At 52.0% G+C, this 19039-nt stretch carries 15 protein-coding genes; 9 read left to right on the top strand and 6 right to left on the bottom strand.

Annotated features, from left to right (window positions below; genetic code table 11):
* Window positions 1–17 precede the first annotated feature (17 nt).
* Both HNQ92_RS03580 and HNQ92_RS03585 read right to left on the bottom strand, forming a co-directional pair.
* Window positions 18–3011 (bottom strand): SusC/RagA family TonB-linked outer membrane protein, encoded by a 2994-nt coding sequence (locus HNQ92_RS03580; protein ID WP_184171010.1) that lies wholly within the window; start codon window positions 3009–3011, stop codon window positions 18–20.
* Between the two features lie 205 nt (window positions 3012–3216).
* The gene (locus tag HNQ92_RS03585) at window positions 3217–3954 is read right to left on the bottom strand and encodes an IclR family transcriptional regulator (RefSeq protein WP_184171013.1); all 738 of its coding nucleotides are present in this window, start codon (window positions 3952–3954) and stop codon (window positions 3217–3219) included.
* A 379-nt stretch (window positions 3955–4333) separates the two neighbouring features.
* Between HNQ92_RS03585 and HNQ92_RS03590 the strand changes: the two genes are divergently transcribed.
* The 8 genes from HNQ92_RS03590 to HNQ92_RS03625 all read left to right on the top strand — a co-directional run bounded on the left by HNQ92_RS03590 (window position 4334) and on the right by HNQ92_RS03625 (window position 13203).
* The gene (locus HNQ92_RS03590) at window positions 4334–5044 is read left to right on the top strand and encodes an FHA domain-containing protein (protein WP_184171016.1); all 711 of its coding nucleotides are present in this window, start codon (window positions 4334–4336) and stop codon (window positions 5042–5044) included.
* 58 nt (window positions 5045–5102) lie between these two features.
* Entirely contained in the window at window positions 5103–6176 is a 1074-nt protein-coding gene (locus HNQ92_RS03595; RefSeq protein ID WP_184171019.1) for a hypothetical protein, read from the top strand.
* The gene (locus HNQ92_RS03600; protein ID WP_184171022.1) at window positions 6176–6775 is read left to right on the top strand and encodes an FHA domain-containing protein; all 600 of its coding nucleotides are present in this window, start codon (window positions 6176–6178) and stop codon (window positions 6773–6775) included. Before HNQ92_RS03595 ends, HNQ92_RS03600 begins: the two co-directional genes overlap by 1 nt.
* Window positions 6776–6811: 36 nt before the next feature.
* Window positions 6812–7591 carry a PP2C family protein-serine/threonine phosphatase gene (locus HNQ92_RS03605; RefSeq protein ID WP_184171025.1) on the top strand — a complete coding sequence of 260 codons (780 nt, stop codon included), beginning with the start codon at window positions 6812–6814 and terminating at the stop codon, window positions 7589–7591.
* A gap of 53 nt (window positions 7592–7644) precedes the next feature.
* A complete protein-coding gene (locus HNQ92_RS03610; protein ID WP_246439574.1) occupies window positions 7645–8439 on the top strand; it encodes a caspase family protein in 795 nt (264 codons plus the stop codon).
* A 63-nt stretch (window positions 8440–8502) separates the two neighbouring features.
* Window positions 8503–10506 (top strand): SBBP repeat-containing protein, encoded by a 2004-nt coding sequence (locus tag HNQ92_RS03615; RefSeq protein ID WP_184171028.1) that lies wholly within the window; start codon window positions 8503–8505, stop codon window positions 10504–10506.
* Between the two features lie 13 nt (window positions 10507–10519).
* A complete protein-coding gene (locus HNQ92_RS03620) occupies window positions 10520–12142 on the top strand; it encodes a serine/threonine-protein kinase (protein WP_184171031.1) in 1623 nt (540 codons plus the stop codon).
* 101 nt (window positions 12143–12243) lie between these two features.
* The gene (locus tag HNQ92_RS03625; RefSeq protein ID WP_184171034.1) at window positions 12244–13203 is read left to right on the top strand and encodes a hypothetical protein; all 960 of its coding nucleotides are present in this window, start codon (window positions 12244–12246) and stop codon (window positions 13201–13203) included.
* Window positions 13204–13241: 38 nt separating this feature from the next.
* Here HNQ92_RS03625 and HNQ92_RS03630 read toward each other — a convergent pair whose 3' ends face one another.
* Both HNQ92_RS03630 and HNQ92_RS03635 read right to left on the bottom strand, forming a co-directional pair.
* The gene (locus HNQ92_RS03630) at window positions 13242–13826 is read right to left on the bottom strand and encodes a hypothetical protein (protein WP_184171036.1); all 585 of its coding nucleotides are present in this window, start codon (window positions 13824–13826) and stop codon (window positions 13242–13244) included.
* Between the two features lie 8 nt (window positions 13827–13834).
* Window positions 13835–14404: an RNA polymerase sigma factor gene (locus tag HNQ92_RS03635; protein ID WP_184171040.1), complete on the bottom strand. Its 570-nt coding sequence runs from the start codon at window positions 14402–14404 to the stop codon at window positions 13835–13837.
* Window positions 14405–15447: 1043 nt separating this feature from the next.
* On the opposite strand from HNQ92_RS03635, the gene HNQ92_RS03640 reads away from it, so the two are divergent.
* Window positions 15448–15912 (top strand): hypothetical protein, encoded by a 465-nt coding sequence (locus tag HNQ92_RS03640; RefSeq protein WP_184171042.1) that lies wholly within the window; start codon window positions 15448–15450, stop codon window positions 15910–15912.
* Window positions 15913–15929: 17 nt separating this feature from the next.
* Here HNQ92_RS03640 and HNQ92_RS03645 read toward each other — a convergent pair whose 3' ends face one another.
* Window positions 15930–18662, bottom strand: coding sequence for an ABC transporter permease (locus tag HNQ92_RS03645; protein ID WP_221307363.1), 2733 nt, complete (start codon window positions 18660–18662; stop codon window positions 15930–15932).
* A gap of 1 nt (window position 18663) precedes the next feature.
* On the bottom strand, window positions 18664–18996 hold the full coding sequence (locus tag HNQ92_RS03650; RefSeq protein ID WP_184171045.1) for a PadR family transcriptional regulator: 333 nt from the start codon (window positions 18994–18996) through the stop codon (window positions 18664–18666).
* Window positions 18997–19039: the final 43 nt, after the last annotated feature.

Genomic DNA, 19039 nt, shown 5'->3' on the forward strand with positions numbered 1-19039 from the left:
GCTGCAAACGTTCCGGATCAAAACCCTACGCGGATACCGGCCGTTACCGCTTTGGAGGTGGGGTAGCTGTAATGGTCAATGCCCTGGCCCAGTGAATTGGCTCCGCCCTGCGAGTTGGTTTCGGGATCCCACCAGGAGTATTTGGTCAGCGTCAGCAGATTTTGACCACTCACAAACACCTGGGCATGACGGATACCTTTCACGCCCCAGGATTGAAGTGGCAGCTGATAGGCCAGCTGAATGGTCCGCAGCCTCAGATAAGAGCCATCCTCTACCATCCGGTCGGAGTAGTTGTAGGAATTGGAGCGGGAAATGATTGGGTATTTGGCGTTAGGATTGCTGGGTGACCAATGGTCTGTAAATACCTCGCGCGGCATATTCAATCCAAAGCCGTAGTCCAGCGTATTGTTGATGGAGCTCACATTCACCAGATCGTTGCCTTGGGTCCCCTGAATAAAGATAGTCAGTTCCAAACCTTTGTAATTCATGGTAGAATTTAATCCATAAATAAAATCCGGATTGGGATCGCCGATAATGGTCTTATCAAGCTGATTGATTATTCCGTCACCGTTTAAATCCTGGTATTTTTCTTTCCCTTGCTCCGTATACCCATCTCTTAAATAGCCGTAGAATACACTCATGGGCTCTCCCTCGCGTAGCAAATTAGCGGCATCGTTAATCAATGTCACGCCAATACTACCGCCCAGAATATCCGCTCCGTTGTAGAGTTTCACTACTTTGTTTCGGTTAAAGGAGATATTGCCGCCCAGATCCCAGGTAAAATCACCGTCCAAGATTCGGCTGTCCAACGAGAGCTCCAGACCCTTGTTCTGAATCTGCCCTACATTTTGAATGGTACTCGTAAAGCCAAAGCCGATGGGAAGTTGTACTGTATTTAATAGATCGCGGGTATTTTTGATGTAGTAATCGACCGTTACCCGGTAGCGATTATTGAAGAAAGCCGCATCTATTCCCAGGTCGGTTTGCTCGGTCGTTTCCCATTTCAGGTTTCCCGGTAGGCGCGTACCCGGGGCAAAGGTATTGTAGAGGGCATCCCCAAAAACCGTTTTACCAGCATTAAGATTATTCAGGGTAGCATACGCTCCTATCGCCTGACTTCCGGTTTTTCCCCAGCTAGCCCGAATTTTCAGGTCGGAAATGGTAGTACTTGTTCGTAAAAATTCTTCTTCCGAAAGACGCCAGGCCAAAGCCGCAGAAGGGAAAAATCCCCACTTGTTGCCTTCACTATACCGGGAAGAGCCATCGGCCCGAAAGCTTAGAGTGGCCAGGTATTTGCCCGCGTAGCTGTAATTGACCCGGCCCAAATACGATAGAAGCGTAGCAAAGGAGTAGCTCGAAGACGGAATGCCCGGAGTACCCGCCGCGCCCAAGTTATAGGTTTCGGTTATATCGCTCAAAAATCCAACGCCGGAGCCGCCCAGTGATTTATTGAGAAAATCCTGGTAGGTAAATCCCGCTACGGCCGAGATGTTATGTTTATCGCCCAACGTCTTGACATAGCTGATAGTATTTTCACTCAGGAGGCTCGTGCCCCGTGTCGCTGAGACGCTGGCGGAGCCCTGCGAATTGATAAAGGTCGTCTTGGTGTAGTTGTCGGTGCGGTCGTCGTTACTTTCTATCCCTCCCGAAATTTTGATGGTTAGTCCTTCGAATGGCTTGTAAAGTAGGGCCGCATTGGCCAGCACCCGGTTAGCATCTACTATGTCAGACTGCTCGTTAATATGGTTGAGCGGATTAGTTAATACATTGGAAATAAAAGGATAGGCTGTTGCCAATATGCGGTAGGAACCATCCTCGTTATAGGGCGTCAGGGTAGGAGGAGCCGATATAGCCGCCGAGATCATCGTCCCCCCCCGGTTACCCCCCGCATTGTTGCGACGTTGCGTCACAATGTTAGACAGCGTTGCTCCGTACTGAGCACTAAATTTTTTGCTTATGTCCGAGGTAATATTAGCGCGCAGCGAATACCGGTTGTAGTCGCTTCCCTTGATGATACCTTTCTGGGCAAAAGTGCTGCCGCCAATGGAGAACCGCGTTTTTTCATTGCCTCCGCTGATGGTCAGGTTGTGCGTTTGCATGGGCGCTTTCTGAAAGACCAGGTCTTGCCAGTCAAAGCTATCAGTAAAACCATCAATTTGTGCCTGCGTAAAGTAGGGGGCGAGTCCGTCGTTGGTAGCCTGGAGGTTGTAGAATTGGGCATACTCGCGCGCGTCCATCAGCTCTAACTTTTTGCGTAGCGATTGCTGACTATAGGTACCTTCGTAGTCTACCTGCATTTTACCGGCTTTGCCCTGCCGCGTGGTAATCAGCACGACGCCGTTGGCCCCACGCGAGCCGTAAATGGCCGTAGCGGAGGCGTCTTTGAGTATTTCAATGGACTCAATATCGCTGTTATTAAGAATGGTCGGATTGCTGCCGGAGGTCGGAAAGCCGTCTACCACGTATAACGGCTCGTTGCTCCCTTGTACGGAATTGGTTCCCCGAATTCGGACGCTCACTGCCGCGCCGGGAGCGCCGTTATTTTGGGTAACTTGTACGCCGGGGGCTCGTCCCGACATGGCCTGCAACACATTGGTGGCCGGAAATGCATTAATTTCTTTGGCTTTTACCTGTGCTAGTGAACCCGTCAAATCGCTCTTGCGCACCGTGCCGTAGCCTACCACTACTACCTCATCGAGCTGGCGGTCGTCTAGCGCAAGGCGAACCGTTAGTACGGATTGGTTCTGCACGGGAATTTCCTGGGGCAGGTACCCTACGAACGAAAAAACGAGTATTGCGTTCGGCCCCGACACTTCCAGCCGGAACGAGCCGTCTGCGTCGGTAGTGGTACCCTGCGTTGTACCTTTTGCCAGGATGCTCACCCCCGGTAGTGGGAGCAGATCCCCTTCGCCGGTTACGGTTCCGGTGATGGTTCGCGCCTGGCCCATGACCAGGGGACGGGCTCCCAACGTCAGGAGAACCAGAAGAATAATACATAGTGGTGGTTTCATAGGTAAAGGGCTAGTATTTTATTATATAAAATTACATTTTATTTTGTGAACAAATAAAAGATGTTTTGTCATATAATTCCAAATAATTACTTGTTTTTTAGTAAAAATGCTACAAAATAATTATCGTATTTTATAATATAAAAAAACCATCACTTTTAAAGTGATGGTTTGGTAAGAATAGGAGTCAATACCCGGCGGAATAAGGCTAGGCGAGGTTCGCGTTAATGGTCTCGGCGGCCGTCTGTAAATAGGCGACTAGCTGAGCTTTGGAAGTAGCCATGTACCGGTATTCGGGTAGGTAAACGCTAAGACTGGCTACGACCACTCCCTTTTTACGAATGGGTACGGCCAGCCCGACAATGTGCCGGTGCGAGATGGTCTGTAAGGCAAATTCTTCGCGCCGAATTTGGGCCAGTGCCCTGTACAAATCGGTTTGATTTAAGATTTCCGGCCAGATTTCCGGCCGGGGAAGTCCGAATTTTTGAATAAACCGTTCCAGCAAATCTGTGGGTAGCATGGCCAGCAGCATGCGCCCGGAGGCCGATTCGTAGGCTGGTTTTTCCTCCGCTGTCCGAACCTGGAGGTCCTGCTCGGCGAACGTGCGATGCACAATGAGCCGCTGGTCGTCCTTGAGAATGGCCAGCAGGCAGTTTTCGTTGGTGAGCCGGGTAAGATGGTCCATAGCCTGTTGTGAAGCTTCCATAAGGTCTTTCCGGTAAGCATCATTTCCCGTTAATACATAGGATTTGAAGCCCAGAATATACCCTTTTTTGACTCCTTGTTGCTCGACGTATCCCCGGCTGACCAGCGTTTTAAGAATATTGGCGCAGGTACCGTGGTTGAGTCCTAAACGATCCGCCAGTTCCCCCAGGGGTTTGGGGCGTTCCGGCTCGCTGGCAATAAGCTCCATTAGGTCTAGCGCTCGGTGAATGACTTGTATCATAAAGTTTAATTTTACAATACAAAAGTATTTAAAAGATTGAAGGCACAAAAGCATAGCTGGAAAAAGAAATAAAGGGTGATCAAAGCAGAGCCTGGGCCGAGAGATCTGGTAGCTGAGTCCCGACCAGGATTTGCCATCTCACTACCAGGGAAATGTTTGTAAAAATAGATTCTTCAAAGAGTGTTAATTTGTACCAACTTGTAGAATCTGATTCCAGGAGATAAGGAGGGAGATCAGCCTCTTCTCAAAATTTACACCTCTTTTGGGGATGGATTCAAGTAAGACTTTCAGCGGTAAGGCTTCTAAGTTTATAAATGTGATTTTTGGCAGCTTGATTCCTACCCAATTACAACTGTAATCATTTTGATTTAAGTAGTACATGAACACGTCGGATAACTTACCGGAAATAGCAATAATCACCCTTGGTCGTGACGCAAGTAACAGGGTTGTCTTGCCGAATCCCACCATCAGCCGCCACCACGCCCGGCTTATCGTGTGTTCGCCGAGTAGCTATATCTTTGAAGATTGTGGCAGCAAAAAGGGGATTTTTTTCGAGGATGCTCAGCATAACAAAGTACAGGTCACCCGGAAACTGGTCGATATTGACGATACCGTATGGCTGGCGGATAGCCGGTTTATTGTGAAAGACTTGTTGCCTGAATATCCGGAAAATATTTCCGAAAAGAGACCCCCTCGAAAAGATCCGCTGGATTTCACAGCGGAGTTTTCGGCCCTGCAACACGTATATGACGAGTATCCCCAATTGCGCAAAGCCTGCCGGAACCGCGAGAAAATGATCCGGCTGTGGAGTGTAGTAGGTAGTTCGATCATCGGAGTAGGTACCGTAGCCACGGCGGGTACCATGGGCTTATTGGCCATGCTATCCAGCGCGGGCCTCAGTATCCTGATCCCCACCCTCACGTCTCATTTGCTATCTACCGACGAAAAGCTCGAACTGCTGGAAAAAGAATACCGGCAGCGCTACCGCTGTCCCAATCCCGATTGCCGGGATGCTTTCGGCAGTCGGGAGTACGAGATGCTGGCGCGGCAAAAGACCTGCGGGCGGTGTAAAGCGGTATGGGTCAACTAATTTTTCTTTTTTTACTTACCTTTATTGTCTTCACCTGATATACAGAAAAATCGTCCCTATGACCCAAAAACTACCTGCCGACCAACACATGACCGACGTATTTGGTCGTTTCCAAAATGCAACGCCTACGCTGAGTGAACCCTACGGGCCTACAACGACCATCAGTAACCGGAAAAAGAACATCCTGGGTACGGCGGCGGTACTTTTGACGGGCGGAGCGGCCTTCGCCGCGATCAATTTTGAAAAAATTCGCGACTATGTGGAGGGAAAGGAGCTTTCTACCGACGAGGTACCTATGGTCCCCGAAGGGGAATTGCCCGCGGAGACTGCTACAACCACAGCCCCCGTACGTCCCCAAAGCACGGCACCTCTGCGACACCATACGGCCTCGGCGGTGCAAAACGGTACTATTACACCCACCGACACTATCAAGATCGCCGGGCAGGTCAGGGAAGAAATGCCTTTTGGAGAAGCCTACGCCGTGGCCCGTGAGGAAGTAGGTCCGGGCGGGATTTTTTCGTGGCACGGGCAGGTATTTAACACCTATACCGTTGAAGAATGGCGGGATTTGTCCCTGAGCCAGCGACAGGAGTTTTTGAGCGACGTAGGGTACCGGCCGACGCAAAGCACGGAGACGGTTGAATCGGAGCCAACCACGATTGCTACTATAAACGGTCAAGGTGAGACTGTTCAAGTACCTCCCATAGCCGACAATCCATCGAATGATGGGATCGAAACTATAGTAGCTGAGCCTGCCTATTTCGACCTCTTCATCAATGGACGGCCAGCCTTGGGAATCGACGATGACCATGATGGCATAGCCGATGCCATTGTGTTTTTGGACGAGCATTCTAACAACCTGATTGCCTTCGTGGATGCGGAAGGGGATGCCATGATCGATACGGTCATTCAGTTCGATACGATTAACCAGCAGGTCATTGGACAAGAAGCCATCGAGGTACCCTTCATGGCTGAGATTAGCAAATTAGAAATCCTGAGCAATTTGATTGAAACCAATGATAATCTAGGCTTGCGGGCAGATGCCGATGTAAACGTAGCTTACAACGACGACAACGACTACACCCATGAAGACGGGTATGTCAACGACGCCGACTTACCCGAGATGGACTAGTGACAGCATTTAAAAATACCCTGATTACCTGCCAGAAATGTGGCAAGCGGATTGCGGTTAAAGCGCGTGACTTTGAAAAGGGGGCCATTCAATGCACGCACACCGGCTGCGGGTACCTCAACCCGCTCGTTCAATCCTACTACGACGAACGTATCCTACTAGGATTGCCGTCTTTTGGCCATTTAGTCTACGTAGCAAATCCCGTGATGAAGTACCCTCTCCGCCTGGGTACTAACGTAATCGGCCATTCCCCTACCTGTGAGGTTGTGGTAGAGCGGTATGTCCACGAGGGCAAATGCTACATCAGTCGCAGGCACTGTACCCTTGAGGTACTTTTTAATAAATGGACGGGACGTTTTCGCTACCAACTGCAAGATGGCGCTTCCGACCTCGATTCACACCAGTATAAAAACAGTCTGAACGGTACCCAGCTCAACGGGTACCTGCTTCAGAACGGCGAGAAAATGGATCTCGTCGATCGGGGACTTCTGGGCCTGGGAGGAAAAGACGTATTTCGGCTTGAAGCCTACCTGATTCCCGAAAAAATGCTGGAGAGCTACCGGGTAACTAAAGCGATAGAACCGGATGAAACTCAGTAAAATGTTCCAAGTTTTTAAGAATGAAAGCACAATTCCATGACCATCACCATTGATACTCCGGTCACTTTTTCACTTATTGGTCAGCGGGTCAGTAATCAGGATTATGTGTACCCGGCCGATGAGTGGAGCCGCCTGTTTATTGTGTGCGACGGGATAGGAGGCTGGGATCAGGGAGAAGTAGCCAGCCAATTAGTGGCGGAGGCGGTAGCCCGCTTTATGCAGCAGCATCCTACCAACTGTATTAATGAAACCTATTTTGCCGAAGCGCTGGCAAGTGCCTACTACGATTTGAGGGAATTCCTCATAAAAAATCCCCTTTTGAGCAGACTGGGCAGTACCTTGGCCCTGTTACAACTAACCAATGCGGGAGCCACGGTAGTGCATATTGGCGATAGTCGGGTGTATCAAATACGCGGGGGGGCTATCTTGCACCAAACCCAGGATCATAAATATGTCCAGGAGCTGGTGTCCGAAGGCATTATCACCGAAGAGCAGGCCCTGCATCACCCCCGACGCAACTCGCTGAGCCGTTCGGTGGGCGTGGACTCCAATCGGTTTCCACCGCGGATGGATAAAGGAGAAATTACGCATCTGACTGACGTTCAGGCAGGCGACTATTTCTTTTTGTGTACGGATGGTGTTATAGAACAGATTGATGATCAAGCTTTAGGGAACATATTTTCCCGCTATGCTTTCTCTCAGGAAATTGTTAATCACTTGCTTACTCTCTGTAGTAATCTCACTCGGGACAACTACTCAGGCTGCCTGGTGAAGATAAAGAGTGTGAGTAAGGAGGAAACGAATTTTTCTTATTGACGTGTTCGAAAAGCAAGAGATGGAAGTAGCCCTATTTGCCTATCTATGATTGAATGATGTATTCTGCGAAATCCCTCCTCCACGGGGTGCTGTGCTTGTTTTTGGGTGTGTCCTTTGGTTGTCGGGAAACCAAAGCTAAAACAACCTATGCGGTGGTAGTGGGTATTTCGGATTATAAAATTACGGACTACCGTACCGGCGACCTCCGCTATGCCGATCAGGATGCCCGGCGTTTTGCGGCCTTTTTGCAAAGCGAGGCCGGGGGGCGGGTCCCCGTTACTAATATCAGGCTTCTGACCAACCAGTCGGCTACCAAATCTGCCATTCTGAACGCAATGGACCTTTTTAAAAAGGCCACCCCGCAGGATCGGGTCATTTTCTATTTTTCCGGTCACGGGCTGAAGGGAGGGTTTGTTCCCTACGACGTCAGTGCCATCGACCCCACGACTGTCTTACCCTACCAGGAGGTCAAAGCAAGGTTTAAGCCCTCGGCGGCCTCTATAAAACTCTGTATCGCCGATGCCTGCCTGTCGGGCGGCATGACTGCGCGCGCCGCCTGGCAGCAACCCGCCACCATAACTTCAACTACTGCCCAGGTGGTGCTCATGCTCTCCTCACGCTCCACCCAGTCGTCGGTGGAAAGTGGGGCTATCCAGGGCGGGGTATTTACTTTTTTTATGCTCAAAGGACTGCGGGGGGACGCTGATAGCAACCGGGATAGGACAGTGACCATCAGAGAACTTTACGACTACCTGTCTCCCCGCCTTAGACGCAGCACGCCCAACCTTCAAGCCCCCTTATTTTATGGAAAATTCTCCGACGAATTATCCCTTAGCAGGTTACAGTGAGAAAGTTGACCAAAATTCTTATTTTTGGGTGTCAAATCCCGAATATAGCCAGGCACCATTTTTATGAAGCAACCTTTACCCTCAAAATTTATCCCTTCTTTCTCTCGACTTCTCCTTTTCAGCTTAGCGGGCCTGATGCTGAGCTGCGCCTGGATCGAGCCTGATCTTAAAAGTCTTAAAACGTGTGCACTACCTACTTCCGTAACCACAGCAAGCGTTAGTCAATCAACGTATACATACGTCCTGGTTACTTCTGCATCGGCAGACGTCAAGAGCGTCGTCTGGAAGGTACAGCAGGGCAGTACGGTCATCACCCAGGCAGAACGAAGCGATACGACGGCTTTTATCCATACCTTCATTACCTCAGGTACTTACACGATCAATGCCGAAATAGAAACCGTTTGTGGCGAAAAAATCACGCGTACCCTCACCACCACTACGAGCATAAAAACCTGCATTCTTCCCTCGGCAATCGCGCCGACCGCGATCAGCAGCAGTACCTACCGCTACGCGTTGGTCACGGCTACGCCCGCCGATGTGAAAACCGTCACCTGGAAAGTGACCAACGGAGGAACTACCCTCACCCAAACCCAACGTACCGACACCAGTGCCTTCACCTATTCCTATGCCGCCGCGGGTACCTTCACCGTTACGGCGGATATTGAGTCGGTATGCGGAGAGAAAATCACCCGGTCGGTTAACACCACCGTCGAGCCCGGCATTTCTACTACGGCTAACTTCGCCGCCTGGAAAATGGGCGGATCGGGCAATGACATAGGCCGAAGTGTAGCGGTGGATGCGGCAAGTAATGCCTACGTGGTAGGTACCTATGGGGCCTCATTTACCTTCGGGACCACTACTATGAGCGTGGCCGGCAGTAACGATATTTTCATTGCCAAATACAACAGCAAGGGTGAGGGCGTCTGGATTCAGCGCATTACGGGCAACACCACCGACGAAGTAAAAGACGTCGTGATTGACGACAACGGCGATATCTATGTCACGGGGGAGGTGAGCCCCAACGCAGGCTACTACAACAGCCCCGATGATGTTCGGAACGGAAATGTGATTCGCAGAACGGTGAACGGCAACAGCGATGTATTCCTGGCAAAATACACCCGCGACGGCAGGTTGGTCTGGTTCAGAACCTACGGTGGGGGGAGCTCCGAAATAGGTACTTCCATTGCCTTGCATGCTACAGGGATTTATCTCACGGGGATCTTCGGTGCCCCAAGTACCGTCTTTGGTTCGATCACCTTGCCCGGCCTGGGTACTGATGGGAAATACGACATGTTCCTCACCAAGCTCTCGGCTAGCGGCGATGTGCTCTGGGCGGTATCGAGCGGCGGTTTTGAAAGCGACTTTGCCAGTAGTATTGTCGTTGATACCGATGGCAATGTCTACATGAGTGGAAGCTTCGAGTCGGCGGGGTCGTTCCGTTCGGCTTCGGGTGCCGTGGCTCAACATTCTTCCAATGTGACACCCGATATTTTTATTGCCAAATACAACTCCTTTGGCAATCTGGTAGCCTTTCACCGGGGCAACTCCGGTACCTTCGTTTACGGAAATAGCCTGGCCATTCATAATGGCGCGCTCTACGCCACCGGAATCATTGGCGGAAATAGGTATGGTAGCCTTACCGTGGATTACAGAGGGGGAGGAAATGATATTTTCCTGGCCAAATACAACCTGAATACGCTCAATGTCGAATGGGTAAGAACCGCGGGTGGCCCCGGCTTCGACGCGGGTAATAAGCTGGTATTCGACAACGCGGGCAACATCTACCTGGCGGGTTTGCTAAGCGACAATTGCCAGTTCGGCACTACCGTACTTCGGTCAGCGGGTGATACCGACGCTTTTTTGGCCCAATATGACACCAACGGCAATTTCCGTTTTGCCAAGGCGGTGGGCAGTTCGTCCGCCGACGGATACAATGCGCTGGCGGTCAATGGGGCGGGTAGCCTTATTTTTATGGTGGGCTTTTTCAATGGAACGATCAATCTGGGTAGTTCATCGCTTTCTACTTCCGGTGGCATGGACGTGCTGATTACCAGGTACCCCGATTAAAACCCAAGCTCCTATGAACGCTGCTTTTACTTCCTATGCTGATTTCCGCAAGCGCTACCCGATCCACTTTGGCGACGATAGTACCTGGCTCGGTACGGGTACTTACGGAAAAGTAATCAAGGTAGAGGATCAGGTAGAAACGGAGTGGGTGGCGATCAAAATCAGCGAATACCGGCACAACGACGCCAAGTCGCTTAAAGCCGAGGTAGAGCTGGCCCAAAAGGTACCCCGCCACGCCAATATTGCGCGTTACGATGCCTGTTACCGCCTCGAAACCGAAATGGGCCTGAGCGATTTTGCCATCATGAAGTACTATCCCGATGGCAACCTGGCCGACCTGCTCAAATCCCGGCAGCTCAGCGATGCCGAGCTCCGGGAACTCGTACGCGGCATCCTGGAGGGCCTGAAGGTACTTCACCAAAAGCGCATTGTGCATCGGGACTTTAAGCCCGCCAATATTCTGATTTCGAGGGATAACCGCGGCCGCCTGATCCCTAAAATCGCCGATTTTGGCCTGAGTAAGTTCGTCTCGGATGACGAAATCGATAGTTCGGACTTCGACCTGAGCGATGGCCGAGGTACCCCTTCCTATAAAGCCCCCGAGCAAATCGTGGGCGGGCGGGTTAGTTTCAACCTCGACTTGTGGGCTTTCGGGGTGATTTTGTACGAGATGATTACGGGCGAGAAACCTTTCAGCGCCCGAAGCCAATCGAGCGAACCTACCCAACGGCGCGAACTGGAACGCCAAATCACAGCCGTTCAGCTCCCCGAACGCCTCGATACAGTACCTGAGCCCTATCAAAGCATGATTCGTTTGTGTCTGGTCGGGGATATTCGCCAGCGGGTCCGCAAGCCGGAAGAGCTGTTGGCGTATTTGGAAAAACCAACCGCGCCCACAACTCCTGCCCGGCCCGGCGTCAAGCTCCTGCCCGCCGAAGAGTCGACGGATGTGTACGTGGCCCCAACGGCCACCCTTCCCGCGCCGAGCGACGCGGCTCAGGATAAAAAACCCAACAGGCCTGCGTCCGTGAATCTGGCAAAAAGCGCCCCTTTTTGGCTGAAAGGCGCCCTGGGGGCAGGGGTACTTCTCATCGCTTTATTGATTTGGACTTTCCGGTCGCCCTCCGAAAAAAAGGAACTGCCCGCCGGTGAAACAGGTACCTCCATGACCGTTTCCCAGGAAATAGCGACGACGGATCCCCGCCAAATTCAGGAGAAAAGTACTACCCAAGCGCCGCGGGAGGTACCTGTTAGCCAGGCCTCCGTGCTGCCAAATCCATTGAACGAAAACCGGAGCCCCACCAAAGAGTTACCCGAAGCAACTAAAAAAGTACCCTTGGAAAAAAAGCAAATGGAGTACGACGAGCTGATTCAGAAGGGGAACGAGCTGATCAGCAGTGCCAATAATAAACAGGCCGCGATGGAATCGTTCAGCAAAGCACGCCAACTAGCGGCCGAAAATGACCTAAATACCACGCAGGGTAACACGGCTTACACCATTTATTTTGAGAAAGGGAATCGGATCTACGAGCGTAGTGAGTACGAAGGGGCCAAAGCGTGGTTCAGGCTGGCGCAGTCGTTGCGTCAGACCGAAGAGGTAAGTCGCAAAATCAAAGATTGTGAAGTTAATCAATAAGCTACATGAAGAAAGCAGTTCTACTACTGGTTATAATGGGATTCAGCATTTGTACCCATGGGGCAAAAGGTACCTCTCCCGATGGGGCCAAAAAGGTACCTGTGCATTGGAAATTGGCCGACGACGAATACGACCGCTATAAAAAACGGGCGGATGCTTTTTTTGATCGGGGCGACTACCTGAACGCCCTTCGGCAATACCGCAATTGCCTCGAAGTACCTACCTATGAAAACGACCCTTACGCCAAGGGGCGAATCGCGCTGGTAGAAAAATTAGTGAAACTCCGGGAGGAAGCCCATAAAGCCTTAAACGCCGGAAAAGGCGAGGAAGCAGCCGGGCTTTTTGAACAGATCGTAATGGAAAACCCGAAGGATTCCATTACTAAAGTGAATCTGACCGACTACTGGACGGGAGAAGCTACCCGGTACTACGAACAACAAAACTACGAGGAAGCCAAAGTACGGTACCAGAAAGCGCTCCCATATGCCACCAAACCCGCCTTGATTCAGCTGCAGATTCAAAACAGCGAGGCCTTCATAAAACTGAAAGCCGACCAGAACCGAAAAGCCGAGGAGCCGTCCAAAAAAGCAGCCACTGGCTCACAAGATACTTCTTCGGTAGCTAGAAGTAAACCCAATAACTTGATCGATTCGCCCGAAAAAACAAAGTCCGCAAATGCAGCTACGAGAAATCACCGCCTTGGGCCCAAACTACTGGTAGGGGCGGTGGGTTTAGGCGCGGGAGCGTATGCCTACTCGCTCAATAAACAGTACCAAACGAAGCTCGATGAAGTCAATCGGATTGGCAAAATGACCGACCCTGACGGCGACCATATCATCATGACAGCCGGAGAGTATGACCAATGGCAAACGGCTTATAACGAAGCTAAGGACTCGAAGCGAAACCGGTCCAAGTTTGTGGCCTCGCTGGGGGTGGTCGGGGTGGCGGCCCTTACGGAGGTTCTGCTATTGGCGATTCCCAAATCCCGGAAATCCACCCGGATCAGTATTGAGTCGAGTACGCAAAGCCTGGGCCTGGGGGTACGCTATACTTTTAAATAAAGTAAGGGTTAAAAGTACTTATCGTAGGGGAAAGGCCGCTAGTTAAATCCCTGCTTCAGTAGCTTTTCGGCTTTTTGAGAATAGGTATGTCGCGGATCGTTAGAGATTCTGGTTAGCAGCTCTTTTGCCTCTTTTTTTCTTCCTTTTTTAAGGTACGCCAGGGCCACATACCACTCCGCTTTTTCGCGTGCGTTACGTTGTTGAGCCGTTTTGGTGAGGTTTTGCAGCGAATCCAGGGGCATTGATTTGTATTGCACGTCCGTCATTTCCTGCTCTGCCAAAGCCGACAGTTGCCCCGCATCCGAGGTACTTTTGATCTGCCAAGCCCACCAGCCTAAGCCCAGTACGAGCACGATGGAAGCCGCCACCGACCAGATCTGAAATAGCGTATTCGTTCTTCGAGCAGGATGTGTCTTTATGCGTTGGTTGGCTCGGTGGCGGGCGTTGCGTAGTTGTTTTTCAATGGCCATGGCCCGTAGCCCCAGATTCAATTTCTGATGCAGCTCCCATTCTTTCCTTAGATTCGCATCCGTCTCTAAATCTGCTTCAAAAGATCGTTTATCGGCCTCCGAAAGGGTGTCTTGGAGGTAGGATTCTATCCGGTCGAACTGCTCTTTATTCATCGACTTTTTTAGATTTGTTTTAGCAGCAATTGTTTGAGTTTTTCGGTGCAATCATATCGTTTTTGTTTCGTTGATGATTCCTTCATCCCTAGTTTTTCGGCGATCTCGCGGAGTGATAAATCATCCATATAAAACCACTCGATCAGCTGTCGACATTCGGCTTTCAAGTGAGCCAAGGCTGCGCGTACCTGAGCTACCAGCTCATGTCTTTCCAAGTCTTTTTGTAAATCGGTATCATGCACGGGGTCATACGCGTCTGGCAAGCTAGTCCGGGTTTTTAAGCGGCTGGAAGCGAGCTCGTTGAGCCACACTTTTTTGCAGTAATCAAAAATGACCGTCGTGATTTTGGCGTTTTCCTGAAACTGGTATTTTCCGGTTTCAATATTTAATAAAAAATTTAACAACCCTTTGTGAAAGGCATCTTCGGCGTCCATTTCGGAGCCGTTGTTGCGCACAACCCAATACTGAAACGGATTTTTTAATTCGCGGTAGAGATGATCATAAGCCCAGGCTTGCCGCATTTTGAGTGCATCATACAATTCGGACTGCGTAAAAGTGTTCAAATTGGGTGAAGACATGTAGTGCAAAGGTTACCTCTACAAACATAGGACAAAACCGACTGGTCTCAAAGGGAAGAAGGGAAGCCATCGTTCTAAGCAACTGCCTCGATTCTGGCTTCCCAACCCCAGCTCATGATGTGGATATAGTTATGTTTATAGGTGTGGATAAAAATATGCGTTTAGGTGTGGATAAATAGTAAGTTTATAGGTGTGGATATAGTATGCGTTGACAAAGGTACCTTCATGGGTAGGAGGAGCCTTGCGGTAAGGGGCCCTGCACGATGCGCCTATTGGCTATGGCTGATCGAGCTAATCTTCCCATTTGATAGTATATCCGGCGGGAAGCCAAAAGGTAAGTGAGGTAGGTAAACTTTTTTTTAGATTGCCTGAAGTAGGGTACCCGAAGGTAGTTAGTGAACATAAAAGTACCCCCTGATTGTACCTGTTCGGGTGGTGAACCGCCGCCGTGCGAGGGGACAGGAGGTAGATCAAGGGAAACTTATGTCAACTGCAACCCCGACGGGGTATAAGGATTATAGATGGAGGGAAATAGTTGTCAGCTGCAACCCCGACGGGGTGACAGGATTATAGATCAAAGGAAACACGCATCCGATAAAACCCCGAAGGGGTGACATGGAAGTGAGTACGTCTATACCTATTTTCTTATAAAAGGGCTACGTGTGTCCTGTACCCTCACGCGCGTCGGAAAAGCGTTAAGAGCTAATTCTCCCACCAAAAAGCATGAGGCGAATCAGTGCCGTAGGCACCCGATGTTTATAGCTAAAAGGGCCACCCAAATCCGCCCGCGTGCCTTTAGGTACGCAACGTGCGGCGGGTTGCGTACCTAAAGGCACGCGAGTTCCCTACCTATATCCTCTTCGCTATAAACATTCGACCGCTACGCGGCCAAGAAGGTGCGTTTGTAAACGCTTCTGAATCGTAAAGCAAATCCCACAAAAGGTACTTGGCTTTGGTAGATAAAAACTTTGCGCATTGCCTGATTATATTGATACCTTTAGAGGCTTATCGTATAGAGACCAAAAACGTGGGACAAACGCTGTATGACGCCTTCCAACTTTAGCTTTTTAGAAGCAGAGTATCCTATCCTATTCAACATCGGGCAGTCGGCGGAGTACCACCTCCATACCGACCCGGCATCCAGCCTGATGAAACAAAGGCTTTTCGCAGAACGCCTCACCATCAAGCCGCTAAAAGAAAAGGTAGACAAACTACCCCAGGCGCTGCTGGCCAAAGCCTTCCGCGGCGAGCTGGTACCCCAAGACTCCACCGACGAGCCCGCCCGCGTGCTGCTGGAGCGCATCAAGGCGCTGAAGCAGGAGAAAAGTACCCCTGCCCCAAAGCCGGCCCGGAAGAAAACCGCGGCTACAGGTACCTTGCCTAAAGGGGTACTTGCCAGGCCAGCCGAAAAGCCCCTCCCGGTCTACGCCCAGCCAGAAGAAGAGGCGTGGGTAGTACAGGAGGAAGGTACCCAGCTGGCCATGCACTTCGGCGAAAACAAACTCTAGTCCCCCAAAGTACCCCCTTATTCGCCCCTAAGTACCTCCGTCGGATTCGTCCGTGCGGCCTTGAGCGTCTGCGAACCGATGATCAGACCGGCCACCACCACGACCGCCAGCAGGCCAAAGAGCAGCTCTACGAGCTGCACCGGCCTGTGGTAGGGAAAGTGGGTGAGCACCACGTTTTCGAAGAAAAGGTACGTGACTGGCAGCGCGATGAGGGCCGCTACCGCCAGCAGTACCAGAAATCCGCGGCTCAGCAGGTAGATCAGGCTGCCGGAGCTGGCCCCCATCACCTTTCGGATGACGATCTCTTTGAGCCGGGTCTCGGTGGTGAATACCACCATGCCGAACAGGCCCATCGAGGCGATGGAAATGGCCAGGAAGGAAAGGAAGCCGATGATCTTGATCAGGACGGAAAATTCGCGGTAGGCCGCTTCGATGGCTTCGTCGTAAAATTCCGCCTCAAAGGGATGCACCTGGTCGATCTTCTTCCAGGTGGACTCGATCTTGGCCAACGTCGCGGGCAGGTCCGTACTTTTTATTTTGGCGTTGATGATGGCCGGGTCTTCGGGAGTCCAGGGCATAAAAGCCACCGGCCCGATGAGGTTATCGACCTTGCCGTAGTGAAAGTCTTTCATCACGCCCACGATGGTCATCCGGCGTCCATGTACCTTGAAGTTGCTGAAGGTGACTTCCTGCCCGATGGCTTTTTGGGGGTCGCGGGGGCTGATGTTAAATCGTTTTAAGAACTGCTGGTTCACGATCACTTCGCGGGCACCGTCGGCAGTAGTGGGGCGCGTCACAAAATTGCCCCCCGCCAGGAGCTGGTACCCATGCAGCGGCAGGTAGTTTTCGTCCACGTGGTTGGTCATGACCAGGGCCGAGTCCTGCGAATCCTGGTACTTCATGTAGCCGCCCCAGGCATTGCCCACGCTGGTAATGATCAAGGACCGCGACAAGCCCGTCACTTCCGGGATCTCGCTCAGTTCCTTGAGCAGCGCGTCGGGTTTATGGCCCTGCATAGGGATGTTCAGGATGTTCTCGGTATTGAAGCCCAGGTCGAAGGCCAGGATGTTTTTGTACTGCACGTAGCCAATGGCGGTGGTGGTGATGAAGATCAACGTGAAGGTGTACTGAATCACCGCCAGGGCGCGCCTACCGAGCCGTTGCGTCGGAGCGGTGGCGCGGAGGGTGAGGTACCTGAGTCCTTGCACCGACCAGGACGCCCGTGGTACGGCCGGTCCGCCGGTGCGGTTCCGGGCGGACTCATTCTTGAGCGCTTGGATGGCGCTGGCGTTCGAAAAGAACAGGGCGGGAACCAGGCCGGCCATAATCCCGACGGCCACCGAAAAAACGACGAAGGCTACCACCATCGTGGGCGTGAGGTCGAGCTTCACCATGCGCTGGATCTCCGGGGCCAGGTGGATGAGCTGCGGCCGCAAGAGAAGGAACAGGAAGAACGAAAGAAAAAGGGCGGCCAGGGAAAGGAGGATGGCCTCCACCAGAAACTGGTACCGTACCTGGCTTTTTTCGGCACCGATGGCTTTCCGAAGGCCTACTTCTTTGAAGCGGCGCATACCCCGGGCAATCGAAAGATTGGTGTAATTAAAACAGGCCGACAAGATCACCACCAAGGCTAGCCCGCCGAGCAGCCAGAGGACGAGCGGTGGTACGTGAGGGCCCACGGAGCCGCTCATGGAGCCGGAATGAAGATTCTCTCCGACCACGATGTCATATAAGGGGAGTAGTTCAAGCTGGATCTTCGTGTTTTCTTCCGCACGGTTTTCCTCCCGGGCCAGGGCGTCGAGCTGCGACTGGATAGCGGGCAGGTCGGCGGTGGGAGGCAGCAAAAGGTACACGGAGTTCGAAAACATGCTGGTCCATTTCTCGAAGTTTTGGTCGTGGCGGTTGAGCTGCTCGGCCGTTGACAGCGATACCAGCGCCTCAAACTGGATATGCGAAAAGAAGGGGAGGTCCTTCATGATACCGGTCACCTGGTAGTCCAGGGTATCCAGTTTGATCGCCCTGCCCAGCGCCGACTCGTGGCCAAACAGCTTTCGGGCGGCGGTCTCTGTGAGCACGATCGAGTACGGATCGCGTAGCGCCGTTTCGGGATTGCCCTCCAGCATCGGGAAGGTAAAGATCCTGAACACCGACGGCTCCGCCCAGAAGCCTTTGAGGGGAAGCGCGCGGTCGCCCACCTGCGCGTCCTGCGAGAAGTCGTTGCGCAGGATCGCCACTTCCTCCACGCCGGTCACTTTCTCCCGGATCAGCCTGCCGGTTTTGAGCGAGGTCGATGCATATTTGCCGCTGCCTTGCTCACCTTTGAACGTTGCTACGTTGGTGATGCGGTAGATCCGCTCACCCTGCTGGTTGAACCGGTCGTACGAGCGCAGGTCGAGCAGAAAGGCGATCAGCAGTAGCCCCACGGACATGCTGATGGCCAGGCCGACTATGTTGATGGACGAGAACAGTTTGTTGCGCATGACGTTGCGCCCCGATGTTTTGATGTAGCTTCCGAGCATGATCCGGTTGATAAAAAGGTTCGCCAAGGTGGGTTTTCGTACCGTATAGATTCTAAAAAACTTAAGGGCATCGATGATGTAGATCAGCTTCGCGCGCCGCGGCCCGAGGGCTTGTACATTGCGCTCGAAGTACTCGTTGAGGTCGCCCAGGAGGTCCTCCACGAGGCTGGGCTTGCAGTACCACGCCACGAAGCGCTGCGCCCAGGCGGGGGGCTGGGGTTGCTCTTTCATGCTATATTTTTTTCCAGACAAGCGACGGAATCCGATCCCAGAGCTGGTCGCGCAGCGACTTGGCGTGGACCAGGGCCGCCTTTCCCGCGGCCGTCAGTTGATAAAATCGTTTGCGCTTACCACCGCGCGCCTTGGTGGCTTCGCCCAGCTCACTTTTAAGAAGTCCTTTCTCTTCGAGCCGGTTGAGCACCGCATGGACCACGCCCAGCTTCACCGTGCGGCCCGTATGCGCCGAGAGCTCATCGCAGATCGCCACGCTGTAGGCTTCCTCCAGCAGCGCCGCTACCGTGAGCAGGACCAGTTCTTCGAATTCGCCGAGGTTTGTACCTTTCATCTCTTGTCATTAATTACCCAAATGTATGTAAAATGATTTTATT

This window comes from Rhabdobacter roseus, from assembly GCF_014202275.1.
Classification (GTDB): Bacteria; Bacteroidota; Bacteroidia; order Cytophagales; family Spirosomataceae; genus Rhabdobacter; species Rhabdobacter roseus.

Bases quoted from the DNA above. Each gene is read 5' to 3' on its own strand.
- HNQ92_RS03580 (WP_184171010.1), bottom strand. From the start codon at position 3,011: ATGAAACCACCACTATGTATTATTCTTCTGGTTCTCCTGACGTTGGGA.
- HNQ92_RS03585 (WP_184171013.1), bottom strand. From the start codon at position 3,954: ATGATACAAGTCATTCACCGAGCGCTAGACCTAATGGAGCTTATTGCC.
- HNQ92_RS03590 (WP_184171016.1), top strand. From the start codon at position 4,334: ATGAACACGTCGGATAACTTACCGGAAATAGCAATAATCACCCTTGGT.
- HNQ92_RS03595 (WP_184171019.1), top strand. From the start codon at position 5,103: ATGACCCAAAAACTACCTGCCGACCAACACATGACCGACGTATTTGGT.
- HNQ92_RS03605 (WP_184171025.1), top strand. From the start codon at position 6,812: ATGACCATCACCATTGATACTCCGGTCACTTTTTCACTTATTGGTCAG.
- HNQ92_RS03610 (WP_246439574.1), top strand. From the start codon at position 7,645: ATGATGTATTCTGCGAAATCCCTCCTCCACGGGGTGCTGTGCTTGTTT.
- HNQ92_RS03615 (WP_184171028.1), top strand. From the start codon at position 8,503: ATGAAGCAACCTTTACCCTCAAAATTTATCCCTTCTTTCTCTCGACTT.
- HNQ92_RS03620 (WP_184171031.1), top strand. From the start codon at position 10,520: ATGAACGCTGCTTTTACTTCCTATGCTGATTTCCGCAAGCGCTACCCG.
- HNQ92_RS03630 (WP_184171036.1), bottom strand. From the start codon at position 13,826: ATGAATAAAGAGCAGTTCGACCGGATAGAATCCTACCTCCAAGACACC.
- HNQ92_RS03635 (WP_184171040.1), bottom strand. From the start codon at position 14,404: ATGTCTTCACCCAATTTGAACACTTTTACGCAGTCCGAATTGTATGAT.
- HNQ92_RS03640 (WP_184171042.1), top strand. From the start codon at position 15,448: ATGACGCCTTCCAACTTTAGCTTTTTAGAAGCAGAGTATCCTATCCTA.
- HNQ92_RS03645 (WP_221307363.1), bottom strand. From the start codon at position 18,662: ATGAAAGAGCAACCCCAGCCCCCCGCCTGGGCGCAGCGCTTCGTGGCG.
- HNQ92_RS03650 (WP_184171045.1), bottom strand. From the start codon at position 18,996: ATGAAAGGTACAAACCTCGGCGAATTCGAAGAACTGGTCCTGCTCACG.